Genomic DNA, 16202 nt, shown 5'->3' on the forward strand with positions numbered 1-16202 from the left:
AGGAGCTTCAATATGAAGAAGACTTTGGGTTTATTTGCAGCTGCTATGCTGCTTGTTGGTGGCGTTGCTTTCGCTGAAGAAGCTATGCTCATCGATTTTACACTTCTGGATGCTGACTGCTGCGAAGATGACAATGGCAACAAAACTCAGAATAGCCATACAGTAATGGACTATTCAGTTAGTGCAGGTGCTACTTTCACAGAAGATCAGAAGAACCTGATGAAAACATCATTGGCTCTTCCAGAATGGGAAGTTAAGTTGAACTCTTCTGCAAAAACAGTTGGAAGTTTGGCTGATTCGACAATAGTTGCTGCACCTGTAAAAGGTGAAGCTGACGTTCCGTTCGCAGGAAAAAATGTGATGGGTGTTCGTGTTGTTTTCCCAACATGGAATTCTAACGCAAATGCTCGTATCGAACCTCCATTTGTTATCCCTGCTTATGAACCGTTGGCAACTGCTGACGAAAACGGTAACCGTCAGAAACAGACAGATGAAGAAAAAGCAAGCGGTAAGACTCTTTTTGAAGGTGGTTACGGACTTGTAAAAAATGTTGGAACATTAAAAGCTGTTTCTGTAACAACAATGGGAATGAACTATCCTCATGGACTTTATGTTCTTATCTCTGACACTGACGATGTTGAACGACGTTATTTCATGGGATTCCTTGAATTCGATGGTTGGAAATCACTTCGCTGGAACAATCCACAGTACATTTCTGAAATCCGCAACCGCGAAATTCGTGTTTACCCGATTTATCCACGCGGAATGCCATTTGTTAAGTTTAAGGGTTTCCAGATCACACGAGATGCATCACACATCGGTGGAGATTTCATCGGTTACTTCAAAGATGTAAAAATCATATATGATAAAGCACTTCTTACAAGCGATCGTGACATCGATGATGAAGATATTTGGGGAATCATCGCTAAAAAAGAAGATGCTCGCCAGAATGCAGAAATGCAGAGATTCGGTAACAAACAGGTTAACCGTTATCTCGAACGTGTAAAACTTGCTAAAGAAGATGAATTTACTTCAAGCTTAAAAGAAAATTCTAATTCTAACGCACAGGTTTCTGAGTAATCTATCTGATAAATAGTTCAAGCGCTTTGGAAATTATTTGTAAATGGTAATTCCAAAGCGTTTTTTATTTTAAATTTACACAATCCGATAATATAATATCAAAGATGGATACAACAACTTTAATTTCAAAAAAACAGCTTAAAGAAAATTATGAATCATATTCAAGTTATTTTACAGATATAATGAATGGTATAGTTGAAATTTTGCAAGACAAAATAAAACTTTCAACTCAGCCAACATATAAAAGTCGTGTAAAAAGCTTTAACAGTTATTATAAAAAAATATTGCGGTTAAAATCCGACCAGATTGAAAAAAATGAATTGCTGATTTACCTTTCAGACATGATGGGAATCCGCATGATTTGCGCATTCCTTGAAGATATAAACATAGGTCTTGAACAGATAAAAAAAGTATTCGAAATAGAAGAAGTTGAAATAAAAGGTGCCGAAAAAAAATTCAGCGAATTCGGATATGAATCAATTCACGTTTTAATAAAAATTCCAAAAGAATTAAAAAGCAAAATCGATAGCAAATATAAAGGGCTTCCGTCAATTTCCGACCAACTTGTTTGTGAAATTCAGATACGAACAATTCTTCAAGATGCATGGGCAGAAGTCGAGCATGAATTGATTTACAAGACAGAATTCAATCCTTTTGATATTCCTCTCCGACGAAAACTTGCATCGATAAACGCTTCATTGACTTTGGCAGATATAACATTTCAGGAAATACGCGATTATCAGAATAAGCTACAGAGAGAACTTGATGAGCGACGCCGTTCCTTTTACAACATTGCAGATGGCTTTTTGAATGAGAAAAAAGAACGACTTGATGAAAATATTTCGAGAGTAACCCCTTACGTTCAGGGGACAATAGACGATCTGCTTTTAAGGGCGATACAAGCTCATAACGAAGGACATCTATTTGAAGCTGTCGAAATCTATACTCGTATTATTGACGTAGTTCCTAAAAGCGATAAAAACATCCTTGCTGTCATCACAAAACATCGCGGTATGGCATATTTTGCTATGAATAAACTCGACGAAGCGCTTGCTGATTTTGAGGAGAGCATCAAAAATGATCCAACTGCGTTCCGTTCTTATTATTACAAGGGAATTGTCTATTCAATCATGAAAAAATATGATCAAGCGATTGAATGCTACAACAAATCTCTTGAAATAAATGATTTTCAGGCTCATACGCATTTCAGGCGTGCAATTGCGTGGTACGAAAAAGGCGAGTATGAAAAATCGATGAATGACCTTGATGTATCTATTAAACTTGGAATTGATACTGATGAATGCAAAACACTTCAAGATAAACTTGTCAAAAAGTTCGGTATGAATATGTAATTTTATAGAAAAATGGCATTATACATATTGACGAAAAAAAAAGTATCTGCTATATTAAAGCAGTCGTAATAAATGATGCTTGTCTCCTTCGTCTAGTGGTTAGGACATCGGGTTTTCATCCCGACAACAGCAGTTCAATTCTGCTAGGAGATGTTTCAAAGCCTTGTGAGTTTTCTTGCAAGGCTTTTTTTTTGCTTAAATTTAATTTAATGCATATGGGTGGAAAATGGACGTATCAAAATATCTTTCAAATGAAGTCAGAAAGAACCTCAAAGAAGGAATAGAAGACGCTGGCGGAAATGAAGTTTTTTTTACCGGCGATATAGATGAAAAAGGGCTTGTTGTAAGAGCAAAAATCGGTTCGCGTGGAACAGAGAATACAGTTCCTGTCAATTTTTTTGATGCCTGCGAGTCTTCTGTTTTAATTCACAATCATCCAAGCGGAAATCTTAAACCTTCTGATGCTGATTTGGCTGTTGCTTCTAAGTCATCTCAAAAAGGTCAGGGATTTTACATCATAAACGATGATGCGTCTGATATTTATGTCGTTGTAGAACCTGTCCTTCCGCGAAAAATCACAAAGGTCGATGCAGAAAAGGCTGGTGAATATATTTCAGATGGAGGCCGGCTTTCAAAAATCTCTGAAAACTTCGAGGAGAGACCTGTTCAGATAGAGCTTCTTGAAAATATCGTAAAAACATTTAATGAAAATAAAATCGCAGTGTTTGAGGCTGGCACCGGTGTCGGTAAATCATTTTCATATTTGATTCCATCAGTTCTTTGGGCGCTTGAAAACAACGAACGTGTTGTAGTTTCGACAGGAACAATCAGCCTTCAGCAGCAGCTTTGCGAAAAAGACATTCCGTTTGTTGAAAAGATACTTGAAAAGAAAATCAAATATGTTTTGATGAAAGGACGCCAGAATTACATCTGCCGTCGACGCCTTGTAGATGCAGCTTCAATTTTAGACTTGTTTGAAGAAGATACGCAGGAACTGAAAAAAATCGCTGAATGGGCGGAAAATTCTGCTACCGGAAGTAAAAGTGATCTTTCTTTTATGCCGTCAGAAAATGTTTGGACAAAAGTCAATTCGGAAAGCGATGCATGCATGGGAATGCGTTGTCCTTTTCACAAAGACTGCTTTGTGATGAAAGTTCGAAAAGAAGCAGCAGGGGCAAACTTGATCGTTGTAAACCATCATCTTTTGTTTGCAGATATTCAATCGCGTATCAATGGTTCGGGTTACGATGATGCAGCAGTTTTGCCTCCATACAGGCATATTGTTTTTGATGAAGCGCACGGAATTGAAAGTGCGGCAACGAGTTTTTTCAGCGAAAGCGTAAATAAATTTAAAATATACAAGCTTGTCAATCCGATGTATAGAAAGCGCAAGAACAATGCATCGGGATATCTGTGTACAATCGCATTGCTTTCATCGGAAGAAGAAAAAGCAGACAATGCTCATGAAATAACAGTGGCAATCAAAAATTCTCTGTTGAATGTAGAGTTAGCGGCAAAAGATCTTCTTGGTGACGAATATACAATGCGCCTTTTTGAAGGGACAGCGCGAAATTTCGGTCCGCTCTTGGTTTCTCTGAATGAATTAATAAAAAATATTTCACTTTTCAACGATCTTGTAATGCAAATCATGGAAGGCGTAAACGATGACGACAAAGATGTCCCGGCTTTTTTTGAAGCAAAAATAATTTTACGTCGCCTTCAAGATGTTGTCTGTCTGTTAAAAGATTTCATAGTTTGGGACGAAAAGCGTGATTGTGTCTTTTGGGTTCAGAAAAAACATCTTTCACCTGCGATGATTAAGGAAAAAGACGACGAAAATTCCGATTATTTTACGTTTACACAAACTCCGCTTGATATATCAAAACTTATGAGCAGCGGTGTATTTGAGCAGATGGAGTCTGTAATCTGCACTTCTGCTACATTAAAAACAGGACGCGATTTTAATTACTGGATGCGCAGAACAGGAGTAAATTATTCTGAATGGGAAAGGGTTCTCTGTGGAGAATATACATCTCCGTTTCCATATCATAAAAATATGCTTTTTGCAGTTCCAAGCGATGCTCCTCTTTCTGGAAGCATGGAATTTCAGCAGTATATAGAAACTGCATTATCAGCTTTAATTCAGGCAGCGGAAGGAAGAACTCTTGTTTTATTTACATCGTATGAATCATTAAAAAGTGCGCACAAAACAGTCAGCTTGAAACTGCGTGGGTTTACAGGGCGCATAATGAAGCAGGGCGATGATGATAACGGAAAACTCCTCGATGCATTTAAAAAAGAAAAAGAAAGCGTGCTTTTTGCGACAGATTCTTTTTGGCAGGGCATCGATATTCCGGGAGAATCTCTATCGCAAGTGATCATTGTAAAATTACCGTTTACCGTTCCAAACGATCCTGTTTTTGTGGCGCGTGCAGAGGCGATTGAAAAAAAAGGCGGCAGCTCTTTTATGGAATTAAGTGTCCCTGAAGCTGTCATAAAATATCGTCAGGGAATAGGTCGTTTAATCAGGCGGTCTGATGATAAAGGCGTAGTTGTAGTTCTCGATCGCCGTATTTATGAAAAAAGATATGGCCAGATTTTTATAGCAAGCATGCCTGATTGTAAAAAAGTTTATGAGCCGTTATCTGAAATAACAAAAAAAATAAACGCCTTTATTTTTGAATAGTTCTGATATATAATATCTTCGTCTAAGATGTTTGGATAGTTGGAGTTCTTATGTTAAGTATCATTACATTAATATGTTTATTTTGTTGTGTAATTCCAGCGAGTGTTGGAAATATCATTGCATATCCTGTATCAAAAAAAATTAGCCTCAGGATTTCAAAATATATAACTAAAGTCTGTGCTCCACGTGTATTTGCTATTCTGAAAACATATAGACATTTTAACTTTTGGGGATACAAAAAATCAAAAGAAGGTCTGCCTCAGCAGTTTATTGCAATATCAAATCATCAGAGTTTGCTCGATATTCCGGTTTTTATGAATTTTTTCCGTGAAAAAAATCTTCGTTTTGTTTCAAAAGATACGCTTGGGCGTCACATTCCGCTTGTATCGGAGATGCTCAGGGTAGAAGAGCATTGCCTTATTCCTCGCAAAGCAAAACCTATGGAAGCCATGGAATATGTTGGAAAATTTGGCAAAAGATGTGTAGAGAGAAATCAGATACCTGTTTTATTTCCTGAAGGCTCGCGCACAAAAAACGGCAAAGTTGGAAAATTTTATTCTGCCGGTTTTAGAAGGTTAGCTGAATCTTCGCATCTGCCGATTGTCGTGTTTGCTCTCGACGGCGGATATCAAATTAGAGACTTAACAAAACTGACAGCAAACCTCAAAAGAGGCTGTTACAGGATTAAGGCGTTAAAAGTTTATGATAATCCAAAAACTAAAGAAGAGTGCAATATAATACTTGATGAAGCACAAAATATGATTCAGATGCAAATTGACGAGTGGCGAAAAATGCCTTCAACTGAAAAATAAATTGTCTGCTGTAAATTGCCTGTTATTGAAAGAAGCCTTGTTTTCAAACTAAAGTGCAGTTTCATTTAGAACATTAAATGCATTTAAAACAAAAAAAACGACACAGCTCATGAATCTGCGTCGTTTTTTTTATGTCCAACAGTAAATCTTATTTGAAATCCTTAGGACGTCTTTCAACACGTTTACATTTTTGGCATTCAGCTTGGTTTTTTAGTCTGCCATTTTCAATCATTGTTTTCATTATGATTTCGCCACCACAATCAGGGCAAATGAATTTTTGTGTTGCAACAGTTGTACGAGAGTTTTTACTAGCTCCTGCCATTATGTGCCTCCAAATCGAATATTCGCAATTAAACATAATAATGAGAAGAGATATTTCTGTCAATAATTACGGTCTAAAATCGACAAAACTTTCATTGACACAGAATGTTCAATTTGATAATATAAAACACAGTTAACTATTTTTGGGGGCTTCAATTGGCTAAAAAACAGACATCTGCAGAAAAAAGATACGCTCAGAGTGAAGTTCGTAGACTTCATAATAAAGCTATAAAAAGCACTTGCAGAACTTATGCAAAACAGTTTGTTCAGGCTGTTCAGGCTAAAGATCAGAAACTCGCTGAAGAAACATACAAAAAACTTCAGAAAGAACTTGACAGTGCTCGCAGCAAAGGTGTTTTAAGTAGAAATGCCGTATCTCGCAAAAAATCAAGAATGATGAATCTTTATAATGTTAATTTTGCAGCAAAATAAGTTGTAAATCAGATTATAAAAACTAGTTGATTTTTTAGAAAGCCAGTTGTCTTATATTTCAACTGGTTTTTTTTATCTTTTTCCGATAATCAGAAGTGATGAAAAACAAGTTATTAGTTTTAATAGCAGCTATATTATTTTTTATTTCAAACCCAAATCCGATTTTTCACAACGGGCTTGGTTTTCTCGGATTTTTTATCTACTTACCGATTTTGTTGTGCGTTCACAGAGCAAATCTGAAAAATATTTTTATTGACGGCGGACTATATGGAGCGCTTTCGTATGGAATATATGCATATTGGCTTTTTGCATACGAACCTCTTGGACTGTTGATCGTCTGCGTTTGTTATTTTTTTATAATGATGGCCGTTTTTGCCGGCTTAAAAGTGATCGATGTTTTGTTTGAGAAAAATGGCTGGATTGTTCAATTGTTTTTTATCTGCGGATATGAATACTTAAAAACTCTAGGATTTTTTGGAATGGGGTATGGAGTTACAGCGTACACCCAATGGAAATTTCTTCAGCTCATTCAGATTTCGCAGATTGTCGGAGTATTTGGCTTAAATCTCATTGTGATTTTTCCATCAGCTTTTTTATATTGCTTGATGATTAAAGATTGTGTCAGAGGGAAAAATACGTATATTGTGGGGAGTATATGGTGCATTCTATTTTTGCTTTCGATATTTTATGGGAATCAAAAGATAAAGCACACTCATTTTGACAATTATGTAAAAATTGCAGCTATTCAGAACAATGAAGACCCTAGAAAAAATGGGATAAGTGAATACACAAAAAATGTCCGGCAACTTATTTCTCTATCCGATGAAGCGTTAGAATTAAATCCTGATATAGACATCATTGTGTGGCCGGAAACTGCTGTAACGCCATCCATCATTTATCAATATTATTCTAGAAAAGATGCAAGGCGCTTTGATTTGATAAGTTATCTTTTGAAATATATAGATTCGAAAGATGCCGTCTTTGTGATTGGAAACTCGCACGAAGTTGATACAAAAAAAGCTTTCCGTGACAGATATAACAGCGCTTTTGTTTTTGAACCGAAAGCAAATGTAATTCCTCCTAACCCGGAAATATATTCAAAAATCCATCTTGTACCATTTTCAGAAGATTTCCCGATGAAAAAATATTTTCCCACACTTTATGAAAAGTTTTTAAACGGAGAGCCGCAGATGTGGGAGAAAGGAACAAAATATAAAGTATTTACAAAAAAAGGATTGTCGTTTTCAACTCCCATCTGCTTTGAAGATACTTTTAGCGAAGGATGTAGACAGATGGTTTTAAATGGTTCCAGATGCTTTCTCAACCTCAGCAATGATTCGTGGTCAAAAAGTATTGCATGCCAGAAGCAGCATTTAGCTATGGCAGTTTTCAGATCTGTTGAAAATCGTGTTCCATCTGTCAGAAGTACTTCAAGCGGTCAGACTTGCGTAATCGATGTTAATGGAAAAATTATTGTTGAAATTCCTGCATTTTGCTGTCTGTATACATCAGCTCTCGTCCCGATTATTGATTCATGTTATAAAGCTACCTTATTTACAAAATTTGGCGACATAGCCGGGATTTTCGAAGTTTTACTAACTGTTGTGATATTGATAATTCAGTTGATTCGCACTATAATTAAAAAAAACGAGTGAAATAATGGCAGAAAATAAAGATTCAGAAAAAAGAAACATCACGATTTTTGGAGCAGAAACAGAATTCTATGGAGTTCTCGAATTTACAGATAGACTCGTTATAACCGGAAAATTCGATGGAAAAATTATTGCGCCTTCAGGAGATCTGGAAATCGCAAAAAATGCTGTTTGCACTGTTACTAACATCGATGCCAATTCTATTGTTGTTTCCGGTACTATTGAAGGAAATATGAACGCTCCTGAACGCGTTGAAATCTGCGCAGGGAGCTCTGTTACTAGCAACATCACTACGTCAAGAATAAGAATTGCAAACAATGTCGAATTCAGTGGGGAAGTTAATATGCTCGAAAAAGAGCCAGACGTTGATTTGTTTTCTGTAGCTTCATCGGAATACAAACAGGCTATGGTTATTCATTCTGATTCAATCAAATAAGTAAAATAATTTTAATTGACAGAAATGATAAAAAACTGTAATAATAGATATAGTAACTTTCAGTAGGTTACCGGTCTTATTTTTTAATCAATATTATATTTAGAGTATTTTTATAATCATAATTTAAAATCAATTATATTTTAATCATATTTTAATTTTTTGGAGTATTTTTAATGGCACCATTAAGAAGACGACGCACTACAGAAGTTAGTGAAGAGCAGGAACAGACAGAGGCTCAGGCAGCTCTTGATTTTGGTTCTGAAACGGAAGGTCAGCATGTTGAGGCTATGTGGGAAGAATCTCAGCAGCCTGAAGAACCACAAGATGTTGAGTCATCGCAACCGAGAGACGGAAATGAAACTACTTCAGAACAGGAAGAAACAGAAAAAGTTGTTGTAAGAAAACGGAGGGTTGTAAAAAAAGCAGATGATTCTGATTTATCACAATCTGTTCAAAATCAAAATAATCAGTCTGATCAGACAGACGATCATCAAGCTTTCAATAACCACAGGAAAAACAATCAGAGTTTTCAAAAATACAATAAAAATAACAAAGGTTCAAAAAAATCGTTCGCGCGTCCATATTATCCGACACCAAACGGAGAAGTTGATGAAAGCATTGGAGAATCAACTGCTGCAGAAGATAATACAGACAGACCACGCCTTGTTATCAATAATTTGACAATAAAATCTATGCCGGAGCTTCGTGAACTTGCAAAACAGTACGGTTTTACGGAAGACGATTTGGCTCCTATGAAAAAGCAGGATTTGATTTTTGTAATCTTAAAAGCTCACACAGAACGAGGCGGAATCATCTTTGCGTCTGGTGCGCTTGAAATTTTGCCTGATGGATACGGATTTCTTCGTTCCCCACAAAATAATTATTTACCTGGTCCTGATGATATTTATATCAGTCCAAGTCAGATCCGATTATTTAATTTAAAAACAGGCGACACTGTTTCCGGTCAGACACGTTCTCCAAAAGAAGGCGAACGCTTTTTTGCTTTGCTCAGAATTGAATCTGTAAACTTCGACGAACCTCGCGTTGTGCAGACTCGTGTTCCTTTTGAAAATCTCACACCTTTATATCCGAATGAAAAACTTCGCCTTGAAACTGTTTCGACAGAAGTTTCCACTCGAATTGTAGATTTATTCGCTCCTATTGGGAAAGGACAGCGTCTCTTAATTGTCGCTCCACCTAAGGCAGGTAAGACAATACTGATGCAGAAAATTGCTAACGCCATCACGACAAACAATCCTGAAGTTTATTTGATTGTATTGCTGATCGATGAACGCCCAGAAGAAGTTACTGAAATGGAACGGGCGATCAAAGGTGAGGTCATCTCTTCAACTTTTGACGAACAAGCTACACGCCACGTTCAGGTTGCAGAGATGGTGTTGGAAAAAGCAAAGCGACTTGTTGAACACAAACGCGATGTTGTTATTTTGCTTGATTCTATCACTCGTCTTGCACGTGCATATAACCAGACAGTTCAGACTTCCGGTAAAGTTCTCTCAGGTGGTGTCGATTCAAATGCTTTGTTTAAGCCGAAGAGATTTTTTGGAGCTGCCAGAAACGTAGAAGAAGGTGGTTCATTGACAATCATATCAACAGCTTTGATTGAGACCGGTTCTCGCATGGATGAAGTTATATTTGAAGAGTTCAAAGGAACCGGAAACAGCGAAATTGACCTTGACCGAAGACTCGCGGAACGGCGTTTGTTTCCTGCTATCAACATCAAAAAGTCGGGCACTCGCAAGGAAGAATTGCTGCTTACAGAAAATGAACTTCAAAAGATTTGGATTTTGCGAAAAGTTTTAAATCCGATGGAAGATGTAGATATCACTGAGCTTATACTTGACAGAATGAAGAAGAGTAAGACAAACGAAGCGTTTTTAGCAAGCATGAATGCAGGAACCGCAGCAGAACAATAGTCATAAATAAAATATGGATTTAAATAAAAATACAGTTATTTTTGCCGGTGGTGGTACCGGCGGTCATATTTATCCGGGACTTGCCGTCGCTGATGAACTTCGTGTTTTGGCTGCAAAAAACAACCGTGAGCTTAGAATTTGTTGGATCGGAAACTCTAGGGGAATGGACAGAAATATTGTTGAAAAAGCCACCGAAGAGAAACAAACAAAGACTATCGATATTTTTTATGGTATTTCTTCCGGCAAGCTTCGTCGTTATTTTTCTGTTAAAAACTTTTTTGATCTGTTTAGAATTCTTTTTGGCTTTTTTCAGGCATTCCATATTCTACGCAGAGAAAAACCAGCCGTCCTTTTTTCAAAAGGGGGATTTGTCAGTGTTCCGCCATGTTTTGCTGCACGTATATTAAAAATTCCTGTTTACACACACGAATGTGATTTTACTCTCGGTCTTGCAAACAAGTTGAATCTCAAATGTGCAACCAAGATGTTTGTTTCATTTAAAGAAACTAAAAACAAATTGAGCGATATCGACCAAAAAAAAGTGATTGTAACAGGAAATCCTGTGAGAGCCGTTTTTTATAATGCCGGCAAAGAAAAAGGGTTGCATTTTTTAGGAATAGACGATTCTCGCCCAGTTTTATTGGTTCTAGGCGGTTCTTCCGGTGCCCGTCAGATAAACGAACTTGTTTATTCTAATATTGATTTTTTGTGCCGGCACTTTACTGTTGTTCATCAGACAGGACTTGTCAATTCTGATGAATGCAAAGCTTTGGAACTCTCAAAGAAATATTCTGATTATAAGCCGTACAGTTTTATCTATTCGCAGATGCCTGATGTTCTAGCTTGTGCTGATGTAATTTTAAGCCGCGCCGGAGCAAATTCGATTTGGGAAGCAGCTGTACTTTTAAAGCCGATGATTCTTGTTCCTCTTTGCGGAAACGGTACTCGCGGAGATCAAGTCGATAATGCCGAGTTTTTTAAAAAGTCGGGGGCGGCAGAAGTCTTGCTTGGAAATCATGCTGATGATGACAATTTAAAATCAGAACTTTCTAAAATGCTTGATAAAAATACACGTGCAGGTTATGTTGCGGCAGTCAAAAAACTTGTTGCCGGCAAAAAACCTGCCGAATATATCGCGGAAATTATTTATTCGGAGGTCTCAAAATGACTTTTGCTGTAATTGACTGGATCTTTGCAGGTGTTATTCTTTTGTTCGCTTTGGTTGGTGTGATCAAAGGATTTATCGACAATATTTTTGGTAAACTCGCATGGATTTTAGGGATAATCTTTGCGTGTCTTTTTTATGATGAAGGCACTGCATATTTGCTTTCATTTGTAAAAAATCGGACGGTGGCAAATGTTTTGTCATTTTTAGCTGTTTTTATAATTGTCTTCATAGTGATAAAAATAATCCAAATTATAATTTCAAAAGTCTTTGAATGGAGCATTTTAAAAAGCCTTGACCGCACGCTTGGTTTTTTCTTCGGAGCTGTTGAAGGGCTTGCCGTTGTTGGATTGTTTATATTTTTGGTTTCAGCACAGCCTTTTTTTGATATAAGCAATATTTTTGAAGGAAGTTTTTTTGCTGCTCTGATTGGGACTATTGTCGCAAACAGAACTCCGAAAGGATTTGGTTCTAATGTTTGAAAACTTATGCAATCAGGATGCGGGAAATGCTCTTTTATCCGATATAAAAAACGATCGTTTTCCGCGTGCAGTGCTTTTTTCCGGCAATGAAGCGAGCGGAAAATTGACAGCGGCTCTTGAAACAGCGCGGATAATCTCGTGTCGTCAACATCCTTTTGGAAAGTGGACTTGCAATTGCAAATCATGCAGTCAGCATAAAGCGTTGATATGTTCAAATCTCATGATTTTAGGACCGCGTGATTGTTCACTTGAAATAAATGCCGCTAAAGATACTTTTTTGAACGCTATCAAACAAAACGTACCTTACATAGACGCAGCTCGCTATCTTTTTTTGCGGAGTATCAGAAAATTGACGCTGCGATTCAATCCCATAATATGGAATGATGATAAAGATTTAAGCAAAATCGGAAGCATAATGCAGGAAATCAACGAAAATATTGAAGAACTCGACTTTCCTCACAATCTTCCGAATTTTTTCGAAGTTGAAAAACTTTCTTTTGACATCGCAAAACTCGCTTTTAAACTTGAAAACGATTACTTTTATGATTCAATACCAATCAGCCATATCCGCAACATGGAAACGTGGGCAAACATAAAATGTGATGAAGGAAAAAAAACTGTAATTATTGAAAATGCCGATAGAATGCAAGTCAATGTACGCAATGCTCTTCTAAAAACTCTTGAAGAACCGCCGGAAGGTTGTGTTTTTATTCTTTTATCCTCTAAAAGAAATTCAATCATACCTACGATTTTGTCTCGTGTCCGCACGTACAATTTTAAAGAACGAACGCTTGAACAGCAGCAAGATGTCATAAAACGCGTTTTCCATAATGACTATTTTAATGGAAGCATCAACGATTATCTTTTGACCTTTTTGCCTGTTCCTCCTGCTGAAATCAAAAATCAGGCTGAATATTTTTATAAATCAATCGCACGCCATCAGATTCCGGACGTTGCAGAGATTGTAAAAAACTGTGGAAATTTTACACCAAGACTCGAGCTGCGGCTGTTTCTTCATTACCTTGCAGTTATGCAGAAAAAACTTTTGTACAGCCAAAACGGTGTGGAAGCCAGTGCTCAATGCATGGAACTTTTGCGAAACTGTTGGGATAACATCACTTTGTATAATCAGACTCCGGTTGCTTCACTTGAAATATTATTAAGAAATATGTCATCATTGAATGTTGCAAATGGAGGCGTATTTTGCGTGGATATGTAAAACGAGCAGCTCAAAAAGCCGCGAAAATGTCGAAAGAGCAGGTTTTAAGCCTTCTCGACGACGTAGTTGAAGAAAACGAAAGCTTATATTCACTCTTTGAATCTATTTCAGCCGGACTTTTGATCCTAGACGACAATTTTTGCCTTCAAAGATATAATACGATTGCAGAAAGCCGCCTTAACTTTACAGAACATCTCGATAATATCGTCGATACCGGTTTTGCGATTTGGGAATATATCGATGATGAAGAGATATGCGAATTCTTAAAATGCTGCAAAGAAAAAAATATCACAAACAGTACGGAAGAATTTTCTACAGTTACTTCAGGCGGTTCTGTTAGGTTCATCAGCCTTACTATTTCTCCTTTGATTACGGAAAACAAAATAAACGGAAAAGTCGTTTTAATCCGTGACATCACCGACAAAAAAAATCAAGATGTACTTGTCCATCGCATGGAAAATATGGCGAACCTTACAAACCTTGCGGCAGGAATGGCTCATGATATTAAAAATCCGCTTGGCGCAATAAGTATTCATATTCAGCTCATTCAAAAAGCGCTGAAAAAAGCTCGTGACAATGAAAACATTCTTCCTCCAAAGAAATTCATTGAAGATCACATAGATATTGTAAATGATGAAATCGACCATCTCAATCAGCTTGTAATGAACTTTTTGCTTGCGGTAAGACCGGTAAAAGCATGTCTTGAACTGAAAAATCCTGATAAACTGGTTAGCGCTGTCGTTGATTTTTTTTCGCCTGAGTTTAAAAAAAATGGCGTAGATGTGAAATTTATTGAAAGCGGTTCAAATCAGAGAATTATGCTCGATGAAAAATTGTTCCGTGAAGTTATATTAAATCTTTCTCAAAATGCACTTTACGCGATAAAAGCAAAATTTCGCAACATAAAACAATTTGAAGAAAAATCTGATTTTTCCTCAGGTATTTTTAAAATTGAAAACTCTATTCGAGAAAATAAATTTTTGATTACAGTTAGTGATAACGGTTGCGGAATGCCTGAAGATACTGTCGCAAGAATTTTTGAACCGTATTTTACGACAAAGGCAAATGGAACAGGACTTGGAATGACGATGGTTTACAAAATTGTAAAAGAATTTTCTGGAGAAATCAGCGTGGAGAGCCGTGTAAATGAAGGAACAAGATTTGTCTTGACTTTTCCTATTCCTCAAAAAAATGCAAAACTTCTTGGGAGTGATAAATGAAAAAGTTTACAATTTTGACAATCGACGATGAAGAAAATATCCGTATCGGGCTTGCAGATTACTTTGAACTCGAAGGTTACAATGTAAAAACGGCATCGAGCGGTAAAGAAGGGCTTTCAATCATAGAAGAGGGCGGAATAGACATAGTTATCACTGACCTCAAAATGGACGGAATCTCAGGGGAAGAAGTTGTCAGGCGAGTAACTACAGAACATCCTGGAATCCCGGTCATCGTGTTAACAGGGCACGGCAGCATTGATGATGCGACTGCCTCTATAAAAGCAGGTGCTTTTGATTTTTTGACAAAGCCGCTTGACCTTGATCACTTGTATATTGTTGTAAAAAATGCACTTCATGGGAAAATCCTTGCAGAACAGAACAAGGAGCTTAAGGAAAAACTATCGAAGTCGATATCAGGTTCTGATGACGATATGATTGGAAAAAGTTCTGAAATTGCCAAAGTTCGTCAGATGATAGAAAAAGCCGCTCCTTCGAAAGCCAGTGTTTTGATAACAGGGGAAAGTGGTGTCGGAAAAGAACTTGTCGCAAGAGCGATTCACAACAAAAGTGAGCGAAAAGATAAGCCGTTTGTCATCGTCCATTGTGCCGCACTTTCAGAAAGCCTGATTGAAAGCGAATTGTTCGGGTTCGAAAAAGGTGCATTCACAGGAGCGGAGAGTATGCACAAAGGCCGTTTTGAATTGGCAGACGGCGGTACAATCTTTTTAGATGAAATCGGCGAAATAAATCAGGCAACGCAAGTAAAACTTCTGCGTGTTTTACAGGAGCGAAAGTTTGAAAGAGTCGGCGGCGAAAAGACAATCGAAGTCGATGTGCGAGTTGTAGCTGCAACAAACAAAAACATTGAACAGGAAGTAAAGCTAGGTAATTTTCGAGAAGACCTTTACTACAGGCTCAATGTTATCAGGATTGAGATGCCGAGCCTCCGTGAACGAAAAGACGATATTCCGCTTTTGATGCATTCATTTTTGAGGCGATTCAATATTGAGAACGAAAAAAACATCACGGGATTTGACAACCGTTCAAAATCAGCGATGATAAAATACAATTGGCCGGGCAATATCCGCGAATTAAAAAACTGCGTCGAAAGTGCAGTTGTCATGTGTACCGGAACTCAGATTAAAATTGAAGATTTGCCTAATTCTGTAAGAGCAAAAAGCGAAGAACATACGATTCAGATTCCTGTAGGTATCACGATGGATGAAGCTGAAAAAATCATAATTCAGGAAAATCTCGCTGCAAATAATGGAAACAAAAGTAAAACAGCTGATATGCTTGGAATAGGGCGAAAGACACTCCATCGAAAGCTTGATGAAATCAATATAAATAGCTAAATTTTCTTGAAAAAATACTGTATAGTAAAATATACGGTCATATTGTGTATAAATTT

The 16202-nt window shown here is 37.2% G+C and carries 14 protein-coding genes and 1 tRNA gene; 14 read left to right on the plus strand and 1 reads right to left on the minus strand.

Translation table 11 applies throughout. The features are described from left to right. The first annotated feature begins 12 nt into the window (after window positions 1-12). The 5 genes from H9I37_RS05585 to H9I37_RS05605 all read left to right on the plus strand — a co-directional run bounded on the left by H9I37_RS05585 (window position 13) and on the right by H9I37_RS05605 (window position 5930). The gene (locus H9I37_RS05585; protein ID WP_187381471.1) at window positions 13-1080 is read left to right on the plus strand and encodes a flagellar filament outer layer protein FlaA; all 1068 of its coding nucleotides are present in this window, start codon (window positions 13-15) and stop codon (window positions 1078-1080) included. Between the two features lie 104 nt (window positions 1081-1184). Beyond that, window positions 1185-2432 (plus strand): tetratricopeptide repeat protein, encoded by a 1248-nt coding sequence (locus H9I37_RS05590; RefSeq protein WP_187381472.1) that lies wholly within the window; start codon window positions 1185-1187, stop codon window positions 2430-2432. Between the two features lie 81 nt (window positions 2433-2513). After that, window positions 2514-2585, plus strand: a tRNA-Glu gene (locus tag H9I37_RS05595). A 73-nt stretch (window positions 2586-2658) separates the two neighbouring features. Beyond that, window positions 2659-5118, plus strand: a complete 2460-nt coding sequence (locus H9I37_RS05600) for a helicase C-terminal domain-containing protein (RefSeq protein ID WP_187381473.1) — start codon at window positions 2659-2661, stop codon at window positions 5116-5118. 50 nt (window positions 5119-5168) lie between these two features. Further along, entirely contained in the window at window positions 5169-5930 is a 762-nt protein-coding gene (locus H9I37_RS05605; RefSeq protein ID WP_187381474.1) for a lysophospholipid acyltransferase family protein, read from the plus strand. A 148-nt stretch (window positions 5931-6078) separates the two neighbouring features. On the opposite strand, the gene H9I37_RS05610 is transcribed toward H9I37_RS05605, so the two are convergent. Next, complete coding sequence (locus tag H9I37_RS05610) at window positions 6079-6252, minus strand: hypothetical protein (RefSeq protein ID WP_143064140.1); 174 nt, start codon at window positions 6250-6252, stop codon at window positions 6079-6081. 155 nt (window positions 6253-6407) lie between these two features. Between H9I37_RS05610 and rpsT the strand changes: the two genes are divergently transcribed. The 9 genes from rpsT (at window position 6408) to H9I37_RS05655 (ending at window position 16146) form a co-directional block, all read left to right on the plus strand. Next, complete coding sequence (gene rpsT / locus H9I37_RS05615; RefSeq protein ID WP_187381475.1) at window positions 6408-6683, plus strand: 30S ribosomal protein S20; 276 nt, start codon at window positions 6408-6410, stop codon at window positions 6681-6683. Window positions 6684-6781: 98 nt separating this feature from the next. Next, on the plus strand, window positions 6782-8338 hold the full coding sequence (gene lnt, locus H9I37_RS05620) for an apolipoprotein N-acyltransferase (protein ID WP_187381476.1): 1557 nt from the start codon (window positions 6782-6784) through the stop codon (window positions 8336-8338). Between the two features lie 4 nt (window positions 8339-8342). After that, window positions 8343-8771 (plus strand): bactofilin family protein, encoded by a 429-nt coding sequence (locus tag H9I37_RS05625; protein WP_187381477.1) that lies wholly within the window; start codon window positions 8343-8345, stop codon window positions 8769-8771. 173 nt (window positions 8772-8944) lie between these two features. After that, complete coding sequence (rho, locus tag H9I37_RS05630; RefSeq protein ID WP_187381478.1) at window positions 8945-10705, plus strand: transcription termination factor Rho; 1761 nt, start codon at window positions 8945-8947, stop codon at window positions 10703-10705. Between the two features lie 13 nt (window positions 10706-10718). Further along, window positions 10719-11873, plus strand: a complete 1155-nt coding sequence (murG, locus tag H9I37_RS05635) for an undecaprenyldiphospho-muramoylpentapeptide beta-N-acetylglucosaminyltransferase (protein ID WP_187381479.1) — start codon at window positions 10719-10721, stop codon at window positions 11871-11873. Continuing rightward, complete coding sequence (locus H9I37_RS05640) at window positions 11870-12352, plus strand: CvpA family protein (RefSeq protein ID WP_187381480.1); 483 nt, start codon at window positions 11870-11872, stop codon at window positions 12350-12352. The genes murG and H9I37_RS05640 overlap by 4 nt, the downstream gene beginning before the upstream one ends. Further along, window positions 12345-13571, plus strand: a complete 1227-nt coding sequence (locus H9I37_RS05645; RefSeq protein WP_187381481.1) for a DNA polymerase III — start codon at window positions 12345-12347, stop codon at window positions 13569-13571. The genes H9I37_RS05640 and H9I37_RS05645 overlap by 8 nt, the downstream gene beginning before the upstream one ends. Beyond that, window positions 13556-14791 (plus strand): two-component system sensor histidine kinase NtrB, encoded by a 1236-nt coding sequence (locus H9I37_RS05650; protein WP_187381482.1) that lies wholly within the window; start codon window positions 13556-13558, stop codon window positions 14789-14791. The genes H9I37_RS05645 and H9I37_RS05650 overlap by 16 nt, the downstream gene beginning before the upstream one ends. Next, window positions 14788-16146, plus strand: coding sequence for a sigma-54-dependent transcriptional regulator (locus H9I37_RS05655; RefSeq protein ID WP_187381483.1), 1359 nt, complete (start codon window positions 14788-14790; stop codon window positions 16144-16146). Before H9I37_RS05650 ends, H9I37_RS05655 begins: the two co-directional genes overlap by 4 nt. The last annotated feature ends 56 nt before the right edge of the window (window positions 16147-16202 follow it).

Source organism: Treponema sp. Marseille-Q3903 (assembly GCF_014334335.1).
Lineage (GTDB): Bacteria > Spirochaetota > Spirochaetia > Treponematales > Treponemataceae > Treponema_D.

What these genes read in the sequence shown, in the direction of transcription:
- H9I37_RS05640 (WP_187381480.1), top strand. Translation starts at nt 11,870, where the DNA reads ATGACTTTTGCTGTAATTGACTGGATCTTTGCAGGTGTTATTCTTTTG.
- lnt (WP_187381476.1), top strand. Translation starts at nt 6,782, where the DNA reads ATGAAAAACAAGTTATTAGTTTTAATAGCAGCTATATTATTTTTTATT.
- H9I37_RS05605 (WP_187381474.1), top strand. Translation starts at nt 5,169, where the DNA reads ATGTTAAGTATCATTACATTAATATGTTTATTTTGTTGTGTAATTCCA.
- H9I37_RS05610 (WP_143064140.1), bottom strand. Translation starts at nt 6,252, where the DNA reads ATGGCAGGAGCTAGTAAAAACTCTCGTACAACTGTTGCAACACAAAAA.
- rho (WP_187381478.1), top strand. Translation starts at nt 8,945, where the DNA reads ATGGCACCATTAAGAAGACGACGCACTACAGAAGTTAGTGAAGAGCAG.
- murG (WP_187381479.1), top strand. Translation starts at nt 10,719, where the DNA reads ATGGATTTAAATAAAAATACAGTTATTTTTGCCGGTGGTGGTACCGGC.
- H9I37_RS05590 (WP_187381472.1), top strand. Translation starts at nt 1,185, where the DNA reads ATGGATACAACAACTTTAATTTCAAAAAAACAGCTTAAAGAAAATTAT.
- H9I37_RS05600 (WP_187381473.1), top strand. Translation starts at nt 2,659, where the DNA reads ATGGACGTATCAAAATATCTTTCAAATGAAGTCAGAAAGAACCTCAAA.
- H9I37_RS05655 (WP_187381483.1), top strand. Translation starts at nt 14,788, where the DNA reads ATGAAAAAGTTTACAATTTTGACAATCGACGATGAAGAAAATATCCGT.
- H9I37_RS05585 (WP_187381471.1), top strand. Translation starts at nt 13, where the DNA reads ATGAAGAAGACTTTGGGTTTATTTGCAGCTGCTATGCTGCTTGTTGGT.
- H9I37_RS05625 (WP_187381477.1), top strand. Translation starts at nt 8,343, where the DNA reads ATGGCAGAAAATAAAGATTCAGAAAAAAGAAACATCACGATTTTTGGA.
- H9I37_RS05645 (WP_187381481.1), top strand. Translation starts at nt 12,345, where the DNA reads ATGTTTGAAAACTTATGCAATCAGGATGCGGGAAATGCTCTTTTATCC.